Annotated in this window: 14 protein-coding genes; 6 read left to right on the top strand and 8 right to left on the bottom strand. The window is 31.4% G+C overall.

What is annotated here, in order from left to right; genetic code table 11:
- Window positions 1–26 precede the first annotated feature (26 nt).
- From FOF46_RS03040 to FOF46_RS03010, 7 genes are all read right to left on the bottom strand, one after another.
- The gene (locus FOF46_RS03040; protein ID WP_143915422.1) at window positions 27–3,137 is read right to left on the bottom strand and encodes a SusC/RagA family TonB-linked outer membrane protein; all 3,111 of its coding nucleotides are present in this window, start codon (window positions 3,135–3,137) and stop codon (window positions 27–29) included.
- A 242-nt stretch (window positions 3,138–3,379) separates the two neighbouring features.
- Window positions 3,380–6,136: a helix-turn-helix and ligand-binding sensor domain-containing protein gene (locus FOF46_RS03035; protein ID WP_143915421.1), complete on the bottom strand. Its 2,757-nt coding sequence runs from the start codon at window positions 6,134–6,136 to the stop codon at window positions 3,380–3,382.
- Between the two features lie 236 nt (window positions 6,137–6,372).
- Complete coding sequence (locus FOF46_RS03030) at window positions 6,373–7,329, bottom strand: gliding motility protein GldB-related protein (protein ID WP_143915420.1); 957 nt, start codon at window positions 7,327–7,329, stop codon at window positions 6,373–6,375.
- Between the two features lie 16 nt (window positions 7,330–7,345).
- Window positions 7,346–7,777: an SRPBCC family protein gene (locus FOF46_RS03025; protein ID WP_143915419.1), complete on the bottom strand. Its 432-nt coding sequence runs from the start codon at window positions 7,775–7,777 to the stop codon at window positions 7,346–7,348.
- Between the two features lie 226 nt (window positions 7,778–8,003).
- Window positions 8,004–8,288, bottom strand: a complete 285-nt coding sequence (locus FOF46_RS03020; protein WP_271728575.1) for a CPBP family glutamic-type intramembrane protease — start codon at window positions 8,286–8,288, stop codon at window positions 8,004–8,006.
- Between the two features lie 209 nt (window positions 8,289–8,497).
- Window positions 8,498–8,758 carry a hypothetical protein gene (locus FOF46_RS03015; protein WP_143915417.1) on the bottom strand — a complete coding sequence of 87 codons (261 nt, stop codon included), beginning with the start codon at window positions 8,756–8,758 and terminating at the stop codon, window positions 8,498–8,500.
- Window positions 8,759–8,768: 10 nt separating this feature from the next.
- Window positions 8,769–9,125 carry a VOC family protein gene (locus tag FOF46_RS03010; RefSeq protein WP_143915416.1) on the bottom strand — a complete coding sequence of 119 codons (357 nt, stop codon included), beginning with the start codon at window positions 9,123–9,125 and terminating at the stop codon, window positions 8,769–8,771.
- A gap of 315 nt (window positions 9,126–9,440) precedes the next feature.
- Between FOF46_RS03010 and FOF46_RS03005 the strand changes: the two genes are divergently transcribed.
- The 6 genes from FOF46_RS03005 (at window position 9,441) to FOF46_RS02980 (ending at window position 21,658) form a co-directional block, all read left to right on the top strand.
- Window positions 9,441–10,352 (top strand): LytTR family DNA-binding domain-containing protein, encoded by a 912-nt coding sequence (locus FOF46_RS03005; protein ID WP_143915415.1) that lies wholly within the window; start codon window positions 9,441–9,443, stop codon window positions 10,350–10,352.
- 409 nt (window positions 10,353–10,761) lie between these two features.
- Window positions 10,762–11,655: a 3-keto-disaccharide hydrolase gene (locus tag FOF46_RS03000; RefSeq protein WP_167571730.1), complete on the top strand. Its 894-nt coding sequence runs from the start codon at window positions 10,762–10,764 to the stop codon at window positions 11,653–11,655.
- A gap of 44 nt (window positions 11,656–11,699) precedes the next feature.
- Complete coding sequence (locus FOF46_RS02995) at window positions 11,700–13,322, top strand: ThuA domain-containing protein (protein WP_143915413.1); 1,623 nt, start codon at window positions 11,700–11,702, stop codon at window positions 13,320–13,322.
- A 511-nt stretch (window positions 13,323–13,833) separates the two neighbouring features.
- Entirely contained in the window at window positions 13,834–18,081 is a 4,248-nt protein-coding gene (locus FOF46_RS02990) for a hybrid sensor histidine kinase/response regulator transcription factor (RefSeq protein ID WP_143915412.1), read from the top strand.
- A gap of 232 nt (window positions 18,082–18,313) precedes the next feature.
- On the top strand, window positions 18,314–20,134 hold the full coding sequence (locus FOF46_RS02985) for an arylsulfatase (RefSeq protein WP_143915411.1): 1,821 nt from the start codon (window positions 18,314–18,316) through the stop codon (window positions 20,132–20,134).
- Window positions 20,135–20,140: 6 nt separating this feature from the next.
- Window positions 20,141–21,658 (top strand): sulfatase family protein, encoded by a 1,518-nt coding sequence (locus FOF46_RS02980; RefSeq protein ID WP_143915410.1) that lies wholly within the window; start codon window positions 20,141–20,143, stop codon window positions 21,656–21,658.
- A 21-nt stretch (window positions 21,659–21,679) separates the two neighbouring features.
- On the opposite strand, the gene FOF46_RS02975 is transcribed toward FOF46_RS02980, so the two are convergent.
- Window positions 21,680–22,450 carry a LytR/AlgR family response regulator transcription factor gene (locus tag FOF46_RS02975; protein ID WP_109436823.1) on the bottom strand — a complete coding sequence of 257 codons (771 nt, stop codon included), beginning with the start codon at window positions 22,448–22,450 and terminating at the stop codon, window positions 21,680–21,682.
- Window positions 22,451–22,471: the final 21 nt, after the last annotated feature.

Raw genomic sequence — 22,471 nt, 5'->3', positions numbered from 1 at the left:
AATATTTATTATTTGATTCATTTTAATTATAATTGTAGGTTAACACCAAAAATAAAAGACCGTGTCGTAGGATATGCAGATAATTCAATTCCTGTGGTTTGCGCAGGGTTACCATTTTGATTTAGTTCTGGTGTAAACCCTGAGTAATTGGTAAACATAAAAGGGTTTTGTGCTGTTACATAAAAACGAGCTTTATTTAGAAATCCGATCTTGTTGAACGTATACCCAAGCGTGATGTTATTGATTCTAAAGAAATCCCCATTTTCTAACCAATAAGAAGAGGCAAGTGCATCCCTGTCTGCTCCTGGTGCAGCATTGGTTGAGCCTTCACCTGTCCATCGACTATTAAAAGTCTCTTCTGTAATATTTTCTCCACCTAATCTGGTACTTGCTAAACCATTATATATCTCATTACCTCCAACTCCAAAACCATCTACACTAAAATCAAGTTGTTTGTATTGGATTCCGATTTTTATACCATAATTAAATGTAGGAACATAATTACCAAAAAACTTTTTATCTCTATCATCTATAACGCCATCTGCATTTTGATCTACATAACGTAAGTGTCCCGGAGCAGCATTACCAACAGAGGGATTGTTATCAATTTCATCCTGATTTTGCCATACTCCATCAGCTTCTAGTAACCACCATGCAAACAGTGGTTGACCTTCCTGTAATCTTTTCGTTATTTGTCCATTGTTTAAACTACCTCCAGTTTCTCCATCAAAACCAGGAACTACATTTTCTACTCGATTTTTGTTTGTAGAGAAGTTTACACCAATATTATAAGTCAAATCTTTACCTAAATTATCCTGCCAGTTTATTAAAACTTCGATACCAGTATTAGATACTTCGGCAGCATGAGCTAAAAAGTTACCTTCAGATTCTGAGTTTAAAATATTTTGAACATTGATTATAGCATTTGTATTTGTTCTATCATAATAAGCAACGGTTCCAGATAATTTTCTATTAAGAAATGCAAAATCTAATCCTAATTCCCATTCTTCAGTGATTTCCCATTGTAATGGTTCAACAGGACTACCAAAAGAAGCTCCGAAAATAAGACTTTGTGTAGGTCCGAAGACATAATTTTGATTACCACTATCTGGATCTGTGTCTATTTGTTGTACATTAAAAGGAACATTAGCATTTCCTAATCGTCCCCACCCTCCAAACACTTTTAAGTGATTTATAAAAGTACTCTCTTTTAGGAAGTTCTCATTAGAAATGTTCCATCCTAAACTAAATGCTGGAAAATTATCAAAGAAATTTTCTCCTGTTACAAAATCACTCGTACCATCTCTTCTCCATACTCCTCTTAAAAAATATTTGTCTGCAAAATCGTATTCTACACGTGCAAAGTAAGATTGTAGATTTGTAGACTGATTAAATTGTTGAACGACGGTGTTGTCAAAAAATGAAGAGGTTCTCCTGCTTAAATTACGAAGTCTTTTCTCTTCAAACACATCAAACCCCTGAGCTTCTACAAGTTCTCTTCCACCAAATTTTTCTCTACTTAATCCAACAGTAGTGGATAAGCTATGCTTATTAAAAGATTTGTTAAAGGTTAAAAAGCCTTCTAGATTCCATCTAAAAAATTCAACATCTTGTACATTCAATGAATTATTAGCAAACTCTGTAGAGATAGTACCATCTCCATCCTCATCGACTCTTCCTGCTTCGAATTCTGCAATCGTACGTCTTGGGTCAGCGTTTAACCATCTTTCTCTAATAGGATTGTATTCATTTCTTTTAGAATAAAATTGTGTAGCTCCAAATCTAGCAGTAAATGTAAGATCATTTGTGATATCTGTTTCTGTAGCAATTTGACCTTGTAGTGTGGTGGTGTTAATGTCAATATCTTGAAAAAGTACATCAGATACGGGATTTCCATGTGGCGTTAATCTACCTACTGATTCGCCATCTTCAGATTCAAATGTAACTATTCCAGTAGATTGGTTTACAAATGATTGTCCAAACCTTCCGTTAGAATAAAAAACTGGAACTAAAGGAGATTGACGATAAGCATTATTAAATGATCCGAATGGTTTTGGAGCTTCATTGGTATAGGTAATATTGATATTTTGAGTGATTCTAAATTTATTTTCAAATAAATGATATGTATTATTGTTTCTAATGGTTCCTCTACTATACTCATTATCTTTCAAGATTCCTTCCTCTTGATATAAATTATAACTAAAAAAATAATCTATAGTTTCTCCTCCTCCGGATACCGAAAAGTTATTACTATTTATATTTCCCAATTGTATCAACTCATCGTACCAATCAGTATTAAATTGTTGATTTTGCTGTAACTGAAAACCGTCTACAGCTGCGCTTTCTTCATTAAAATACTGAATGTATTGATCTGCGTTAGCCATCTCAACTTGATTAAGTACATTTCTAATACCATAAAAGGAGTCAAAACTAAAAATCGCCTTTCCCTTTTTTCCTTTTTTGGTAGTAACCAAAATAACTCCATTAGCAGCCCTTATCCCATAAATATTAGCATATGAAGCTCCTTTTAAAAATTCTATAGATTCTATATCAGAAGGATTTATGCTTCTTATATCTTGTGTAGGTTGACCATCTACAACATAAAAAGGCTCTCGTCCTGCCTGAGCTGTCCCCAAACCTCTTACAATAACAGTTGGTGTTGCTCCGGGTGCATCATTTGCAATTATGTTTACTCCGGCAACTTTTCCTTGTATTGATTGTAGAGCTGTTAATGCAGGTTGTTTTACAATATCTTCTGTACTTACCGAGACAACAGCTCCTGTAATAGCCGTCTTTTTTTGAGTACCATATCCAACAACAATAATTTCATTTAAAGAATCAGTATTAGGACTCATGGTTACCTCAAGAGTATTTTGATTTTGGATACTAATTTCTTGTGTTTCTAATCCTATATAGGAAAATATCAGAATATCACCTTTTATGGTTTCAATACTAAAATTTCCTTCAAAATCTGATTGTGTTCCTTTGTTAGTTCCCTTTATTAATATGTTTACACCTGGTAATGGTAACTCATCACTATCATTTACTTTTCCTGTAATGAGAACATTATCTTGTGCATATACTATAGTTTGTGTTAAAAAAACTATAATCAATAATAATGCACTTTTTATTTTCATGATTGTTTAATTATTAAGTTAAATTTTTATAAAATTAATAAAGTGATTACTGTTTAACCGTAAAGAAGAGGTACATAAAAACTACATCAATAGGATTTATAGGCTAGAAGCTACAGTTGATAACGGCTTTGAAGTAATAGGTATCTTAACGCAATGTTAAGTTTTAACATTGTGATGTAGTTATGATGTATTCGAAATTATATGAATTTTAAAAATATACCAGAAAGTATAACCCCATTTATTTACTTAAACGTAATCAAGAAGTTCGAAAGGTTTTTAGAACTATTAATTTTCAATTTTTTTCGAAGACGATATCGATGTATTTCTACTCCTCTTATTGTAATTGCCATTAATGGAGCAATTTCTTTGGAAGATAGATTCATTTTCAAGTATGCACAAAGTTTAAGATCTTTTGGTGTTAGATCAGGATAATTATTTAATAGTGTATCAAAAAAATCTTCATGAAGCTCTTTAAAACTTATTTCAAAACGTTTCCAATCTTCGTTATTATTAATAGCATCATTTGTCTTTCTTAGAATCGCTTTATAGCTTTGCTGACTAGAGAGTTTCCCTTTATTTACCAATAAAACACTTTTTAACTCAAGGATGATCTGATTTTTTTTGGCAATGTTCATAGTAGTACTTGCTAATTCTTTTTGTTTTTGCTTGATTTCTTTTGTGAGTTTATCTTTTTCTAATTGTGCTATTTTTTCTTTTTGCTCTCTTTCAAGATGTTTTCTCAGTTCATTTTGCTTTCTTTTTAATTTTTGCTTGTTATACATTCTAATCAAGAAAATAATCAGAAAAAAGGACAATATATATCCAAGGATACTGAGTTTTGATAAATACCAAGGAGGGGCAATTTTGAATGTGATATTCTTAGGAAGTGATTTTTTATTATTAATACCAACGGTATAGACGTTTAATTCATAATTTCCGTGTGATAAATTCTGAAAATGGATATTTCCATCATTGGTATATGAAGATTGCTGTGTACTTCCAATTAGTTCATAATAATATTTTGATTGTACCATGCTAGGAGTAGATACTTGTATTTTTAGATCTTTTGAATTACTATATGGGATTTCTAGAATATCTATATGTAAAGGATAATTTTTTTTAGTGTCTTTGAAGTAATAAAGATTTGGTTTTGGTATTTTGATCTTTCCTAAGTTACTCTTTAGTTTAGAAAAATTAATCTTGCTAAAACCATTACTCAATGTTAAGAAATTAATAGAATCACTTAATTGTACACTATTTTCTGCATCAGGAATTAGTCGTCTACTTAATTGATTTTCAGATATTGCTAAACTGTCTTTTTTGAGGTCAGTATAAAAGATTTGTTTAGTGTTTTCATTATCAATAAACCAAAAATGTTTTTCATCGTAATGAATAAGTTCTTTATTACTATAATTATTAAATTCTTTAAATAGAACAATCTTATCTAAAATTGGATCATACTTATACCACTTTCCTTTACTTTGAAATATAATTTGATTCTTTATATTATAAAGTTTTACATTATAGTCTTTTGCATTGGCATCTGTCTGAAATTCTTTAATATCAAGAACAGCCCTATAATCATGATTTAACTGTATTCTATAAAACCCTTTATAAGGATGTGCAGCCCATATAGTAGATGGATTTTCAAAGAAGAGTTGTTTTACAGGGAAATTGATTCCTTCTACTCGTGTCACTCGCCATGAATTATCTTCAAGTTTATGATATTTTGCTATACCCGTATATATTCCTTGTAAAAATGTAGTTTTTTGTTCAGGTACCTTTATAAATTGATATCCTCCAGAGAAGGATGAAACTTTTTCTAACGTATTTTTATTAACTATGAATGTGCCGGTATTATGGCCGCAAAATAATTGACCGTCCAGAATTTCCATGTCCCAAACATGTCCTTGAGAACCTTCTATAAATTGTAATTGATCGTGATCTAGATAATAAATTCCTGTATTACTGCCAAGATATACGATATCCTGATAATTGGCAATATCATATACAGTTCCTATTGTACCAGAATTATCGGTATAATATTTTATGGATGAGTCTAATAGAACCCTGTCAATACCTTGATCTAGTCCAATCCATAGTTGATTGCGAAATGTGGATAAAGATAAAACTGTATTATTTTGCAACCCTATCTCTTTATTAAGCTGATCAATAGTTTTGGCGGTAGTGTCATATAAATAAATACCGTTTTTAATTGTACCAAAAGCAATAGAGTTAGGACTAACTTTTTGGATTTTGTTTAATTGATGTTTTTTTAGTTCCTTGTTTATAGCATTATCCCATATTGTAGTTTGTCCATTTAGATAAAAGTAACAACCATTAAGTTTTGTCCCAATAAGAAGTCCATTTTGATAAGACACCATATCTATTATAATCTTATGGTTAAGAAGTTCTTGGTTTTGTATGGCAACTAATTCATTATTAATAAGTTCAAAAAGCCCTTTGTTATCACTGGCTACAATAACTTTATTATTTAATAAAGTTATATCGGTAACAATAAAATCAGGATCGATAACTGTGATTTTATTATCCTTATAGATATATATACCAGAAAAAGATCTAAAAATTATAGTATTTTGATAGGGCAGTATTTGCCAAAATTCTTCGCTAGCGAATTCATGATTTTTAATCAGATTAGTAAGTGAGAAATATTCGTATTGACCAATTTTATTTTTTTTCCAATATCCAAATTCTTCATAAGATCCAGTAAATATTTTATCCTTCATTATACATACGGAGCGTACAATGGTTTTGTTTGGAAGTTTATAAAGAGTCCATTGTTCTCCATTAAAAAGTAAAAGCCCTGCATTGTTAGCAACAAAGAGTTCTCCGTTCTCACTTACATCCATCCCCCAATTTTGACTAGCAGCCTTATACTCAAAAATCTCGTAATTGTAAATAGGAGGTATAAGTTTTTGAGCTATTACTTCTGGGATAACAAAGCATAATAGCGTAATACAGTAAATAAAAATTCTCATTCCAATTACAAATTAAATAAAACATTCAGAGGAAGATAATAAAAATAAGATTTATGAATTTTGAAATATATGCTTTAGGTGTCGTTCATATTTATTTAGCTTTATGGTTTATAGTTTCCTTATCGTGGATATGTAGTACTTCGTTATCCTCTAAAATGTCTTCGTATATTAACAAAGAGAAGAAAGATAAAAAAATGTTCACTATCCTATAAGGAGGTGGGTATTGAAGATAATTATCACATGAAATCATCTTCAATACCCGAATCTTCATAAAACTTCTTATAATTATTTATGTTCAAGATATCTTTAATTGCTTTTTTCTTATCATCCATCAAATCAAAATATGATTTCACTATTTTGTAACCTATCCAATATCCAAGGTTTTGTGGTCGTCCATCAATAGTTTCACTACCTAACCAGGGAGAAAGTTCTTCCTTATTCATTGTTTCTTTAAATTTCTCAAAGAGTTTCTTAAAATTCTGCTCACCATATTCATATACATTTGGTCCATTACAATATTTTACCTTTTCACCAGCAATCATTTCTGCAATAAAATCTGCACTACCTTCTCTAATACAATGCTTTAAGAGTGTTTCATTATTTTGATCATCTTTTTGTAAAAAATGAATGATTTCATGAGCTGTTAAAAACGGAAGTAATTCAATATCCAAACTTGGCCTACCATAGGCGGTCCTTGCTTGATTATCTGAAAATATCTCAACACCAATACTCAAACCAGCATCAGATGCAGTACCTCCAGAAGTAGTTCGACCAATGAGTATGTATGTAGGAGGGAAAACCGCCTCCGGATATAGATATTTTAGTGCATAAAAAGATGCTTTAATTTGATTTTTGAAACCGACTGCTTTATATGAAGAACTTCTGATATTTGAATAATATTTTTTTTCAGAAAGTACAAGTTCTTTAAGCTCATCTGGTCCTACTATGCGTTGATTACTAATGAAGTTTTGTAAACCGGGACTTCCTTCTTTTAAATATCTTTCAAAAGGATTTTGAATAGTATCTCTTAAGAGTTCATCAAATGTCTCCCAAAACAAATCAACATCAGAAGTTATGATTTCTGCATGCATAGGATTCGTTGGAAACGTACTATTTATACTTGAGGATTGATTATTAGTACAACCATACAATATAAAAATGAGGATGATGAGGCGAATATAGTTTTGTGTCATTGCTATCCTGTATTATTTATTCTCGTTCATGGAAAGGTATGATGATTCCTTTTTCTATATAATTTTTCAAACCAGAAAGCAGCATAGCCCAGCAGAATGAAGACTGTCTAAATTCATCATTACATTTTGGCCAACCTTTATGCCAGAATTTAAGTTGCACACCGTCTTTTATTTCTTCTAAATCGAATCCAAATGACGTGCCATTCCAATCGTCATCAGATTTTGTCATCATGATATGAAAACTCTTGTGAGGATCACAAGCGCTAACTCTACCATACCAATCATATTCTGGAGCAAAATAAAAATTGTATTCTTCTCCTTTTTTGGGTATCCCAGAACATTTTAATGGCCACCAGTTAATTAAATGATCAGGAATAGCAACAGCATCAAAAACTTTGTTTACAGAAGCTTTAATGAATACATCGTGGTAGATTGAAAATGTTGACATAATTTTATTATTTTAAAAATTTTGTTTCGTTACCCATTTTTATAGCCCAAATAATACTTTTCTATTACCCTTACATCCTTACAAATACAGAGATAGAATGAATTGCGATCTTTGATGATATTTACTTTATTTATTTTAGTAATTAAATATAAATTAATTCTGCTATTAATTTCTCAGGTATCAATTATTTGTTTCATTTTTAGTTTTAATAATAGTGACTAGAATATTATGTTGAACCAACAAATTGAGACATATCTAGAGCATAATGCACCATAAAAAACCACCAGACATCTTTTGACTTACTAATAACAGTTAATATTAGAATACCAATACATGTATCGATCAATAGACTAGATAACTCAATTAGTGTAGCTCCACCTGCCACAAAACTTGGTATATGTCCGCAAGCAAAAAGAATTGCAACTAAAATAATCGTCCATTTACGATTAATCCAAGCAGAAAGCCTTACGAATAGTAGTGCTATGGTTATATCCTCCATAAAAACCTGCATAAGAAACGCAAGATTTTTTGAATGATAAATACGAAATAACATTTCACCAAAGCTTCCAATATCTTTTCTTGTGATCCAATATGCGAAAAGGCTACATATAGCAATACAAAGACCAATAGTTATGCGAAGTAAGATTTTTGATTTTGGAAGCCATATAGTATCAAAAGATTGTTTTCTTATAAATATTAAAATTAGTGTTGGAGAATAAATCAGAAACTGATTTTTGTATCTATAATTACACTTGCATTATTTGGATTAGGGATTAAAAGATGGTTTATGTATAACTGTCCAATTCCCAATATTGGAATCATTGCTATTAAGGCGTATATAAATTCCAAATATGGTTTGCTGAAATTCAATTCTTTTTTTTCAATATTCCATATTGATTTTATAAAAAAGTTAGTAAGTAACCAAAGTAGTGCAGCTAAGGCATAAGCTATGATTAGTGAGACATAATGGGAATTAAGCATAAAACATATTTTAGTGTTGATCAAGCATGATTTGATTTCCATCGGGGTCAGCTAGAATTATAGATTTGATTGCATCTGATGCTTTAGCTTCCTTTATAAAAGATATTCCTTTCTCTTTTATAACTTCCTGAAGTTTAAGAACATCTTTAGGATTAAAAGTTAGGATGTTAGAATTGAACATTCCTTGAAACAAACCAATCTTAACTGATGAATTTGCTAAAATTCTCCATTTCATAGTTTCAGAATCTTTAAATCCTTCATTTAGGTGACCACCATCCACTACTTTAAATCCTAGATGGGTATAAAAAGAAATACTTTTATCAATGTTTTTTACTGCTAGACTAATAGAAAATGTTCCTAGATTCATATGTTAGTTCTGTATAAAAATTAGTTGTTTTTAAACAATGTTAAAGAATATCGTATAAGCGCTACTCATACTTTAGTACCATTTATACTTTTTTGCAATGTATCTATTGAGTTTTAATTTGAGATTTGAAACCATAATAGAGATACTATATAAATACTATAAGTGTGATTTGGTAGCGTTAAAGATATAGACAATCTGAGGTGCAATTTTATTAGATTTGTCTGAAACCTATAATTTATGAATTGAAAAGTGGGTTAAAAAGGATGTTTATCTAATTTGAAGTACAGTAATTTACTTTTTGTTTTTTTAAGCTAGATGAATCAAATACAAGAAAAAAATATAACTCTATTATATACATTTATTCAGAAAGGAAAAGTGATTGTTCTTGTCACTTGTATAACCATGTTTTTTGTGTTGAGTGTTTTTTACCTGCATCCATCAAATATTAATTGGGTTTCGCAGGATAATTTCAGTATTACAAATCTTTTGCAATTTATTTTTATAGATCAGATCTTAATTGAATTAATTACAACTTACTGTATTGCTTTAGCTATTGGTAACTACGCTGATTTTTTTAAAATGAATCAATTAAAAATATCATTATCAGGTTTGGTTTTATATGGTATAAAGTTTCTTCCACTTTTTTTAATAGCATATTTTTTGTTTTCACCTATTACAACGAGTATCCGTTATTTATATCATTGTTATATTTTGGATAGAAAAACTATTGATTATTTTGATTCCTATTTTTTCTTAAATGGTAAGTTGTATTTAACTTATTTGGTTCCGATAGTTAGTTCAGGAATATTATTATTATCTATCAATATCATAAGCACAATTCGTAAAATAAAACTAGGGAATGCTAAAGGGGGAATAAAAGATCTTTCTTTAAAAGTAAGAACTAAACAGGGAGAACGATTAATTAGCACAAAAAACATTTCCTACATCAAAAAAAATGGTAGAAAGTACATTGTTAAAAGTAGAAATGAAATCTATGAGATAAATAAGAATTTATCAACTCTAGAGAAAGAACTTGATAAAAATTTCATTAAAGTCAATAGATCAACGATAATAAACCTTGTTTTCTTTAGAGAATATTCGTTTTGGGAGAATGAAAAATATATTCTAAGGATGAAAGATGGTGAAGAATTTAGTGTTACTAGAGAACGACTTAAGTCAATTAAAGCCAGAATAGTATTTTACAATGATAATTTTGATATCGGGTAAAAACAGGATTGTTTTTTTCATAAAGACATTAAAATTATACAATCAAAGTGCATATACTAGGTTTTTATCATGAACCATACAACCTGAAAATATTTAGATCTAGAAATCACATGAGGATCTAATTACACGCCAAATTTTGTAATCAAATAAGTCATATGTTATCATATTTTAAACATTAGGCATACCTAATAATGAATAAAAAATCTAATTTTAAGTAGATTAATATAAATTAGAAAATCTCTGTGTTTAATAGAAAAATCAATGATGATTTGTTGAAGTTTTCTAATATTCTACACATAAAAATATTACCCCCAGGTGTGGCCGGCGTGTCATGCTTGGGGTAACTCTTTTTAATTGGTATATGATTAATCGTTTAAAAAAAACATTATTTACGAATTCCATCTTTATTATGAAAAAACTTATTGGTATACTATTCATAAGCTTAACAGCTTTTTGTTTTGGACAACAAACCTCTCAGCATAGCTTCGAGATTAATGACAATTGGCAAAACCTTCTTGATAAAGATTTCTCAAATTGGGAAACATTTGTTGGGGTACCTCATACAAGTGTAGAATTAGAAGGTCATCCCAAAAGTGAGAACGTGCATAACGGAACTCCTATTGGATTGAATAATGATCCTAAAAATGTATTTTCTATTGTAGATGAAGAAGGGGATATGGTTCTTAAAATTACAGGAGAAATTTATGCAGGTTTAACTACGGTTCAGGAGTTTGGTAATTATCATTTAAAAGTTCAGTTTAAATGGGGAGAAAAGAAATGGGAACCGAGATTGGATAAAAAAAGAGACAACGGAATTTTATATCACTGCCATGGAGAACATGGTGCTTTTTGGAATGTTTGGATGTCTGGATTAGAGTGTCAAATACAAGAAGGAGATACAGGAGATTTTGTAACCTTGGTAAATGCTAGGGCAGATGTGGTCTCCACAAAAATAAAAGATAACCTATATAAAGTGACAGGAAAAAAAGATAAATCAATAACTTATGGTGCAGGAAATGGAAATCCGGGATACTGTCATATAAATTCACCTAATGAAAAACCAAATGGAGAGTGGAATACAGTTGAAGTTATATGTGTGGGTAATCAAAGCATTCATGTTGTTAATGGTAAAGTAGTAATGATTGTCAAAAATGCTCGCAAAGTGATTAATGGAGAAGAAATAACACTTACAAAAGGTAAGATACAATTACAGTCAGAAGGAGCTGAAGCGTATTATAAAGATATTCAGATTAAATCAGTTAAAAAATTCCCTAAGGAGTATAAGAAACAAGCAAAATTATAATCCTTTGTTATAAATAATATATTAATTAAAATTAGATAGTGACTATGTTACAATTTATTAAGTTTACTTTTCTTGCAATTTTGATGTTTTGTTTAGTTCCAGAGAATGCAATGGCTCAGAAACTTGAAAAAGATGAGTTACCATCTTTGAAGGGAAAAAAAGTTATCATGGTTTATGGAGGGTGGGATGGACACCAACCTAAAGTGTTTGCAGACAGAGTAAATGCTTGGTTAAAAACAAAAGGAGCAGAAGTGACTGTTTCAAACTCTTTGGATATTTATGCAGATGAGAAAAAAATGTCTGAGACCGATCTTATTATCCAATATTGGACAATGGGAGAGATTACTAAAGAACAAGAAAAAGGGTTACTTCAAGCAGTTAAAAATGGAACTGGTCTTGCAGGATGCCATGGAGGGTTAGGAGATTCTTTTAGAAAAAATACAGAGTATCAGTATATGATTGGTGGCCAATGGGTGGCACATCCAGGAGGAAAAATTGATTACAAAGTTGATATTGTAAATATTGATGACCCTATAACAAAAGGACTTACTGATTTTGATATCAAAGATACAGAACAGTATTATATGCATGTAGATCCAAATTCAAAAGTATTAGCGACGACCACATTTGGAAATAAGCATAACGGTTGGATAGAAGGAGCAGTAATGCCCGTTTCCTGGAAAAAACACTATGCAAAAGGACGTATTTTTTACCTTTCTATAGGGCATGATCCGAAGGATTTTGATACTCCGAGTGCTTGGAAACTTTTAACAAGAGGAATACGATGGGCAAGCGGTAGTAAATACCAACCAAAAGAGAATACCTTTAATCCAATATATTCTCCTAGAACAGGAGTTAATATGAATCAGTGGAAAAATTTGATTGATAAAAAACTTTCTATGTGGGATGTCTTTATGGGAGCACCTCATACGAGTACAGAAATAGAAGGGTATAAAAAGTTTGACGATGTAACAAAAGGCACACCTATTGGGCTCAATAAAGACCCTAAAAAAGTATTTTCTGTTATAGAAGAAAACGGAGAAGAAATTATTAAGATTACGGGAGAAATTTTTGCAGGACTAGTAACCAAAAAAGAATATGAAAACTATCACCTTACCTGGAAGTTTAAATGGGGAGATAAAAGGTGGCAACCTCGTTTAGAGAAAAAGAGGAATAGCGGAATTTTATATCATAGTATTGGTGATTATACCGATTTTTGGAATGTATGGATGACTAGTATAGAATGTGAAGTTCAACAAACAGATTGTGGTGACCTAATTACTTTGGGTAATGTAAAAGCAAAGGCACCTGCAATTAAAAAAGAAAAGAAATATTATTTTACTCCGGGTGCAGATTTAGTAGATTTTTCATGGAATAAAGGTTTTGAGACAGGAAGATGTTTTAAACCTAATGATCCAGAAAAAGGATATGGAGAATGGAATACAATGGAATTGATATGCGTGGGGAATAGATCTATTCATTTACTCAATGGGGAAGTGGTTATGGTTGTTGTTGATCCAAAGGCTAACCTGAACGGCGAATGGAAACCTATGAATAAAGGCAAAATACAAATACAATCTGAAGCTGCCGAAGTATTTTATAAAGACATTCAGATTAGGTCAGTTAAAAAGTTTCCAGAAAAATATATGAAATTTGCTGTTTTGTAACAGTGTACTTTGGGTTATGAGAAATATCTAAAGTATAATTAGAAAGGTATTCTATGTTTTTTTAGTACTATTAATAAGTATAATAAAGAGTGTAGAAAAGAATATTACTCAAAAATAGTTTAATATCTCCTCCAATATAATTGAAACAAAACTCCTTTTAGGATTCAGATTACCCTAACTATATAGCATATGATTGATTTTGTACCACATATGTTCATAAGTACAAATCCTATCGTATAAAAACCTAAAAACCAAATAATTGTTTAATATATTTCGATAGTCAGAAATCAAAAATAATTTGTTTGTAGATAAATCCTCCTATTGCTAATCTGTGTTTTACAGAAGATTTAAAATGATAAAACTAGGTTTGTGGGATTGCATCTAAAACAAATAATTATTTGATAGTATGAAGTCCCATCAGATTTTGATACTATGACATAGACAGGTTTAGAATTTTGACTCGTTTGTCTATTTTTAATTTAATACATTTAAGTAACGTAATGGCTAGACTATGGATATTAGATTACATAAAATTTTAATCATTTGTATTGCTCTTGTTGGTTGTATAATGACCGGGTATACTCAAGATCCAATCCATTTTGATCATATCACAACCGACGATGGTTTATCCCAGAGTGATATCAATAGTATTTATCAGGATACTCGTGGGTTTATGTGGTTTGGTACTCATGATGGATTGAATAAATATGATGGATATGGTTTTTCTGTATATAAACCTGATAATGATCATTTGGGTAATATAAGTAGTAATTTGATTTATGCAATTACAGGAGATCAAAATGGTAATTTGTGGGTAGGAACAACAGGTAGTGGATTGAACTTTTTTGATCGATCTACAGGAAAGTTTACCCAATATAAACACGATGAAAATAATAAAGAGAGTCTTAGTAATGACCATGTCGCATCTATCTATAAAGATAGAAGAAATCGATTATGGGTCGGTACTATCGGTGGGCTTAATATGGTTGATCTTAATAAATCTATGGATACGTTAAAGTTTACACATTTTAGCCCAGAACAAGAATCGCTAATTCCTGGTTGGGAAAGAAATTCGATTAGCACTATTTTTGAAGATAGTAAAGATCAATTATGGGCAGGTGGCCGCAGTGGATTATATAAACTATCTAGAGACACTAATGGAGATTTATACTTTAGGTTAGTCAATGCAACTATTGGTTTGCCAAATATACAAGTGCAATGTATTGGTGAAGATAAATCAGGAAGATTACTTATAGGAACAAGTAATGGGTTGTATTGTCAATCCAAAAATAGTGATTCTGTACTTGTACATAGAGTAGATCAATCTAATATTAATGTGCTTCAGGTTGATAATAATAATAATATTTGGTGTGGCTCAAATAACGGATTGTTATATTTTAATAATTCACCAGGAAATGAATTTCCTCAATTTGTAAATAGATTTACATACGATTTAAGAAGTCCAAGTAGTATTACTAAAAATATTATTAAATCTTTATATCTTGATAAAACAGGTATCATTTGGGTTGGAACCAATGGAGGAGGCGTAAATAAATTTGACCCAGAAAGAAAACAGTTTCGACATATCAGAAAAACATTAGATCCCACAAGTCTTAGTTATGATAAAATTAGATCTATGTATGAAGATAGTAATGGTACTTTATGGATAGGCACAGAAGGAGGAGGACTCAATATGTTGCTCAAAGACAATGATAATGATGAATATACAGGGTTTAAAAATTTTCCAACAATTTTCAAACCATTTGCTCTTACCGAAGTTCAATACAAGAAAAAGAAAACGTTATTTATTGGAGTAGAAGATGTTCCAGGGTTATTATTGTTAGACATTTCAAACCCTAAAAGAGTTGTAGAAAGTGATATAATATCAATGCCAGATGTCAATCAGAGTGTATTTACTTTGCTAGAAGATCATCAGGAAAATATTTGGATAGGAACATATGGGGGAGGAATTCATAGATGGACTTATAAAGGAGATGATAAAGAGTATGATAAAGATGTTTTTCAGGAAAACCCAAGCAATGCTAATTCGTTATCAAGCAATATCATAAGAAATATCCTTGAAGATAAAAATAAAAATATCTGGTTCGCTACAGGAAAAGGCTTATGTAAACTTACAAAAGAAGAAGCAACCAAAAAACACCCAAAATTTGTAATTTATAAAAATGTTCAGGGAGATTCGAGCACAATAAGTCATGATTATATCCTTACGGTCTACGAGAGTAAAGCTGGTGATATCTGGATTGGTACATTTGGAGGAGGACTCAGCAAGTTGATTCCATCTTCAGATGGAAAACCAGAAAGATTCGTATCCTATTCAGAGAAAAACGGATTGCCAAATAATGTTATTAAGGGAATTCTTGAAGATGAGGAAGGTCATCTCTGGTTATCAACGAACAAGGGGCTTTCAAGATTTAATCCAGAACAAGAAACTTTTAAGAATTATGATGTAAATGATGGATTACAAAGTAACGAATTTCAAGAATTAGCTTGTTTAAAACGAAGTAATGGAGAGATGTTGTTTGGCGGAATTAATGGGTTTAATGCGTTTTATCCAAAACGTATAGGAGATAACACGTATGAATCTGAAACCGTTATTACGGATTTTATGATCTCAAATAATTCGGTACAAATAGGTGAGGAAATTAATGGACGTATTCTTTTAGAAGAACCAATAAATGATACAAAAGAAGTTCAATTAAAATATTGGGAAAACAGCTTTTCCTTTGAGTTTGCCGCATTACATTATGCAGCACCACAAAAGAATCAATTTGCATATATGTTAGATGGTTTTGATAATAATTGGGTGTTAACAACTGCCGATAAACGATTTGCTACATATACAAACTTAGAACCAGGTATGTATACCCTGAAAGTGAAAACCTCTAATAATGATGGAGTCTGGGATAAAACACCAGCAGAACTCAGAATCAACGTTATACCACCTTTCTGGAGGACTAAAATAGCTTATGTGATTTACGGTCTTCTTGGATTAGGGTTATTAATTGGTTTTTGGAGGAATATTGTTAATCGCACTACTAGAAAACATCAATCTGCACTAGATGACTTAGAAAAAGATAAACATGAAGAAGTGCAGCGAATGAAACTAGAGTTTTTCACTAATATTTCTCATGAATTTAGAACTCCGTTGACTTTAATTAAAGGGCCTTTAGAATATCTTCAGAAAAGCGGTTCTAGGATAGAAGAATCAGTGTTACAAGAACAATATGGGCTGATGCATAAAAATACAGACTACCTACTTAGACTTGTAAATCAATTGCTTGACTTCAGAAAGATGAATCAAGGAAAAATGCGATTAGTTGTTAGACCAAGTAATATAACAGATTTTATAAAGGAAGTAGGAGAACCTTTTCAGTTTTTAGCACATAAACAACAAATCGATTTTGCTATCAATACATCAAACGATTCTCTTATCACCTGGTTTGATCATGACGCCTTAGAAAAAATTATGAATAACCTTTTATCTAATGCTTTTAAATTTACTCCAGAGAATGGAACTATAACCATAGATATCTCTGAAGATAAAGAATTACAGCATGTTGGTGTTTTAAAAGCAAAGCCAGATACTACAAAAAGATATGTAGTTATACAAGTAAAAGATTCTGGTGCAGGGATTTCAAAGAATAAAGTAGAAAACATATTTGATAGATTCTACATGACAAAAGATAAAGATAAAAGAAATCCAGAAGGAGTGGGTATTGGTCTTTCTTTTGTAAAGAATCTTGTAGAACTTCATCAAGGAGCGATTAATGTAATTAGTGAACGCGGAACAGGAACCAATTTCATAGTGAGATTACCAATGCATAAACAAGCCTACGAAGATATTCAAGGTATAAGCTGTAAAGAAGACACAGAAAATGATTATTTAGTGCGTTCTTCTGAGACAGAATCTTTTGCAATTGGTATTAATGATGAGATTGTAGATGAAAACTTATCGCAATCTAGATCAAAATTACCTGTGTTACTTGTGGTGGATGATAATGCCGATATTAGAACTTTTATTAAACAAGCATTAGGTGAAAATTATACTATTCATGAAGCTGAGAATGGACAACATGGTTTTGAAGTAGCTTCAAAACTAATCCCGAATATTATTCTTACAGATGTTTTGATGCCGGTTATGGATGGAATTAAGTTTTGTAAAAAACTTAAAACTACCAAAGAGACCAGTCATATTCCAGTATTAATGTTAACAGCTAAATCTTCTCAAGAGAGCGAAGTAGAGGGACTTAAGACAGGGGCTGATGACTATATCAGAAAACCTTTTGATATGGATCTGTTACAATTAAAACTGACTAATATTATCAAACATCGAGAAGAATTAAGAAAAGTGTTTAATCGTAAAATTACATTAAAACCCAAAGAAGTTACAGTAACATCAACTGATGAGAGGTTTTTACAAAAAGCAATTGAAATTGTAGAAAAACATATGATGAACACTGATTTTAATGTAGAAATGCTTGTAAAAGAGATGAGTCATAGTCGAAGTAATCTATATTTAAAATTTAAGGAACTTACAGGACTTTCATCTAGTGAGTTTATAAGAAATATCCGATTAAAAAGAGCAGTACAACTTTTGGATCAGAGTGATATGTCTGTAAAAGAAATTATGTATATGACAGGGTTTAATACAGCATCATATTTCTCTAAATGTTTCAAAAAACAGTTTGGGGTAGTCCCTAGTGAGTATGTTCGACAAATAGAAAAGGTAAAAAAATAAAAATATCATTATAATTACTAATACACCTGTGTATGAAATGAGTGTAACAGCTTTTTAATTGCATAATTCGTTATTTATAGAACAGCACTGGTAATAGTGCTGTTTCTTGTATACATACTAATCATTTGTGGTAAAAAATTAGACATTAAGGAAGTGCTAGTATCATCGAATTATAGATATTTATAGCTCATAATTTTCTATTGTGATAAAACGAATAAAATATTTAAAACAAATGAATTTGATTAAAAAATTGTCATTTTTAGTACTAACAATTATATTAATTTCTTGTCAGGAGAAACCAAAAGAAAGTAAAGTTGTAGATAGTGATATTACTTCTTCTAAACCTAATGTTATCCTAATCGTAACAGATGATCAAGGATATGGAGATATAGGAGTTCATGGTAATTCAATTATTAAAACACCAAATCTAGATAAATTTGCAGGAGAATCTTTAGAACTCACTAATTTTCATGTAGGCACAACATGTACCCCAACAAGAGCCGGTATTATGACTGGTAGGAATGCAAACCGAAATAATGCATGGCACACTATTGCAGGATGTTCTATACTACAAGAGGATGAGGAAACAATGGCAGAAGTATTTGTTCGTAATGGATATCAAACTGCAATGTTTGGTAAATGGCACTTGGGAGATAATAAGCCATTTCGACCTCAGGATAGAGGTTTTCAAGAAGCGCTATATAATGGAGGCGGAGGAGTAGGTCAAACTCCGGATTATTGGGGGAACGATTATTTTGATGATACCTACTTTAGAAACGGAACTCCTGAAAAATTTAAAGGATATTGTACAGATGTATGGTTTGATGAAGCAATCCAATATATAGAAGGTCAAAAAGAAAAACCGTTTTTTATGTATTTGGCAACTAATGCAGCTCACGGTCCTTTCAACGTTCCTAAAGAATATATGGATATGTATAAAAAAGATACGTTGAATGAAAGTCAAAAACGCTTCTACGGAATGATCACAAACATTGATGATAACTTTGGAAAACTGACTTCTTATCTTGAAAAATCAGGACTTTCAGAAAATACAATAATCATTTTTACTACAGATAATGGTACTGCTAATGGTATTAATTATAATAAAGTAACAAAACAAACCTTAGGATATAATGCTGGATTAAAGGGCACAAAAGGGAGTCATTATGATGGAGGTCATCGTGTTCCGTTTTTTATTCGCTGGCCAAAAGGAAAAGTGTTGAAGAAGTCTAAAATTAATGAATTAGTAGCTCATGTAGATTTGTTACCTACCCTAACCGAGCTTGTTGGAATTGAATACCAATCTAAGAAAACATTAGATGGTATAAGTGTAGTTTCATTACTCGAAGGCAAAACCAAAACAATTGTAGATAGAATGTTGGTTGTAGACACACAACGTAAACAATGGCCAGAAAAAGGAAGAAACCCTTGTGTGATGTCTACCCGATGGCGTTTGGTAAATGGTAATGAACTATATGATTTTGTAAATGATCCAGGACAAAAGATAGACCTTTCGAGTAAACATCCTGATGAGGTAGTAAAAATGCAAAATTTTTATGATACCTGGTGGGAGAGTATACAGTCAGATATTAAATATGCTCAGATTCCTGTCGGAGGAGAAGATAAAGATCCAGTTCGATTAACCATACATGATTTACATACCGAAGAAAATCTGCCATGGCATGAAGGACAAATCAGAAATGGAGAGTTTCATCCAGAAGGATATTATACTATCCGAGTAGAAGAAAGTGGTAATTATCAATTTAACTTGAGAAGATACCCAGAAGAGTCGGGATTATCAATTGACCAGGATATAGAGTCTATTGCATCAACACCTTATAAGGACGGGCAACCAGTAGGTAAAGGCCTTCAGGTGTCTAAAGCAATAGTTAATATAGGTAACCTTAACCTTAAAACAGATGTAGATATTAATGCAACCTCTGCAATACTTAGTGGACATTTAGAAAAAGGAGAGTACAAGCTAAGTTGTACTTTTGTGAATACTGAAGGGAAGAAATTTTCAGCATATTATACTTCAATCGAGAAATTATAAAATCACATGAATAAGTTAGTTGCATTATTTTTTTTAATTTTTCTAGTGGGATGTTCTAAACCTGAAAAAACACTTAAAAAAAAGCCTAATGTTGTATTTATTTTTGCAGATGATCTAGCATATTCTGCAATACATGCTTTAGGTAATACCGAAATACAGACTCCAAACCTTGATAGATTGGTAGAAGGAGGGACTACATTTACACATGCTTATAATATGGGAGCATGGAACGGAGCGGTTTGCGCAGCATCGAGGGCTATGATCATTTCGGGACGTAGTGTTTGGAATGTAAATCAATTTCGTCAAAACTGGAGTAATGGACGTGAGCTTGATAAAACCTGGGGGAAACTTATGGAATCTCAGGGATATACAACATATATGACAGGTAAGTGGCACGTTGATGCTAAGGCAGATAGTGTTTTTCAAAATGTAACTCATGTAAGACCTGGAATGCCCGGAGATGCCTGGGATCATTTTAAAATGGTTGAACGATTTGAAAATATAAAAGGAACAGATACGCTTCCTAAAGATATTATGCCAATTGGATATAATCGTCCTACTAATGAAAATGATACTATATGGTCTCCATCAGACCCAAAATTTGGTGGATACTGGGAAGGAGGAAAGCATTGGAGTGAAGTGTTAAAAGATGATGCTCTTACTTTTATAGATAAAGCAAAAAAAGAGGATAATCCGTTTTTTATGTATTTGGCCTTTAATGCGCCACATGATCCTCGACAAGCCCCACAAGAATACATTGATAAATATCCATTAGATTCGATTAGTCTACCAAAAAGTTGGTTGGCAGAATATCATTTTAAAGATGGCATGGGTAATGCAGAAGACCTTAGAGATGAGGCGTTAGCACCATTTCCAAGGACAGAATATGCCACCAAAAAACATATACAAGAATATTATGCTTTGATAACCCATATGGATGATCAAATAGGCGAAATTCTAAATACATTAGAAAAAACAGGTGAAATGGATAATACATATATCATTTTTACCGCAGATCATGGTTTGGCAATGGGAAAACACGGGTTAATAGGTAAGCAAAGCCTTTTTGATCATAGTATACGTGCGCCTTTTATGATTATGGGACCTGATATTCCTAAGGGAAAAAAGATAGAAGAAGATATTTATCTTCAGGATGCAATGGCAACGAGTATTGAATTGGCAGGTGTTGATAAACCTGAGTATGTTGAGTTTAATAGTGTTCTGGATATGATACATAAGGAAGGAAAAAGCTCTTATGAAGCTATATACGGAGCATATATTGATTTACAGCGTATGATTAGAAAAGATGGCTATAAATTGATTATATATCCCAAAATGGATAAGGTACTTCTCTATGATATGCAAAAAGATCCTGAAGAAATGAAAGATCTTGCAACTAATCCTAATTACAGAGCAAAGGTAGATGAACTTTTTAAAGCATTAATCACAATACAAAAGCAAAAAAAGGATCCTTTGGATTTAGAAAAACTCTATAAACAAATTACAATATCTAATGTCAAATAATAATGCATTGAGTGATTATTATTATATGGTATGAAATAATCTAAAAACATGATCTCGATGTGTTTTGCTTACAGGTACCTTTTTATCTCCGATAAAAAGCATGTTGCCTTCAAATCCACTAACTAGATCAATATTGACGACATAACTTCTGTGTGTTCGTAAAAATCGATTTATAGGGAGTTGTGCTTCTATGTTTTTTAACACCGTAGAATACACAAATCTATCTGATTTGGTATATACTGTGCAGTAGTTACTATCTGCCTGTAAAAATAGTATTTCGGCTAAAGGCACACGTTCAAAATGGTGATCTTTTTTTAAAAATAAACAATCTTTGATTTGTAAAACTTGATTTTCATTAGCAGTAAAATCTTGAGGTTCAAGCAAATCTTTTCCCGGTGTTTTCTTAGAAAAATTTAGCAAAGCTAATTCTATAGCGACACTAACTTGCCGATCATTAAATGGTTTAAGGATATAGGCATAAGGATGCACACTCTTTGCTCGTTCTACAATGTGGGTATCAGCATGAGAAGTTAGAAAAATAAAAGGAATATGATACTTATCATTTATGATGCGAGCAAGTTCAATTCCATCTCGATCTCCTTTTAAAATAATGTCGATCAATATTATATCAATATCTTGATTTTCTGTAATTAATTGTAAAGCATGATTTACTGTTTGTGCTATTCCGGTGACATGGTAATTAATTTCAGTTAATCTTTGTGAGATATCCTGTGCTAATAATATCTCATCTTCTACAATAAGAATTTTTACTTTTGACGATTGATTAGACATTCTGTATTTAGGTTATAAGAA

This window comes from Aquimarina algiphila (assembly GCF_007489275.1).
GTDB classification, from domain to species: Bacteria; Bacteroidota; Bacteroidia; order Flavobacteriales; family Flavobacteriaceae; genus Aquimarina; species Aquimarina algiphila.
Note: the sequence above shows the minus strand (reverse complement) of the source record. Positions and strands in the feature narration are given on the sequence as shown.

Coding starts and splice junctions, on each gene's coding strand:
- FOF46_RS03040 (WP_143915422.1), bottom strand. CDS start 3,137: ATGAAAATAAAAAGTGCATTATTATTGATTATAGTTTTTTTAACACAA.
- FOF46_RS03030 (WP_143915420.1), bottom strand. CDS start 7,329: ATGACACAAAACTATATTCGCCTCATCATCCTCATTTTTATATTGTAT.
- FOF46_RS03000 (WP_167571730.1), top strand. CDS start 10,762: ATGAAAAAACTTATTGGTATACTATTCATAAGCTTAACAGCTTTTTGT.
- FOF46_RS03020 (WP_271728575.1), bottom strand. CDS start 8,288: ATGCAGGTTTTTATGGAGGATATAACCATAGCACTACTATTCGTAAGG.
- FOF46_RS03010 (WP_143915416.1), bottom strand. CDS start 9,125: ATGAATCTAGGAACATTTTCTATTAGTCTAGCAGTAAAAAACATTGAT.
- FOF46_RS02975 (WP_109436823.1), bottom strand. CDS start 22,450: ATGTCTAATCAATCGTCAAAAGTAAAAATTCTTATTGTAGAAGATGAG.
- FOF46_RS03015 (WP_143915417.1), bottom strand. CDS start 8,758: ATGCTTAATTCCCATTATGTCTCACTAATCATAGCTTATGCCTTAGCT.
- FOF46_RS02990 (WP_143915412.1), top strand. CDS start 13,834: ATGGATATTAGATTACATAAAATTTTAATCATTTGTATTGCTCTTGTT.
- FOF46_RS03005 (WP_143915415.1), top strand. CDS start 9,441: ATGAATCAAATACAAGAAAAAAATATAACTCTATTATATACATTTATT.
- FOF46_RS02985 (WP_143915411.1), top strand. CDS start 18,314: ATGAATTTGATTAAAAAATTGTCATTTTTAGTACTAACAATTATATTA.
- FOF46_RS03025 (WP_143915419.1), bottom strand. CDS start 7,777: ATGTCAACATTTTCAATCTACCACGATGTATTCATTAAAGCTTCTGTA.
- FOF46_RS03035 (WP_143915421.1), bottom strand. CDS start 6,136: ATGAGAATTTTTATTTACTGTATTACGCTATTATGCTTTGTTATCCCA.
- FOF46_RS02980 (WP_143915410.1), top strand. CDS start 20,141: ATGAATAAGTTAGTTGCATTATTTTTTTTAATTTTTCTAGTGGGATGT.
- FOF46_RS02995 (WP_143915413.1), top strand. CDS start 11,700: ATGTTACAATTTATTAAGTTTACTTTTCTTGCAATTTTGATGTTTTGT.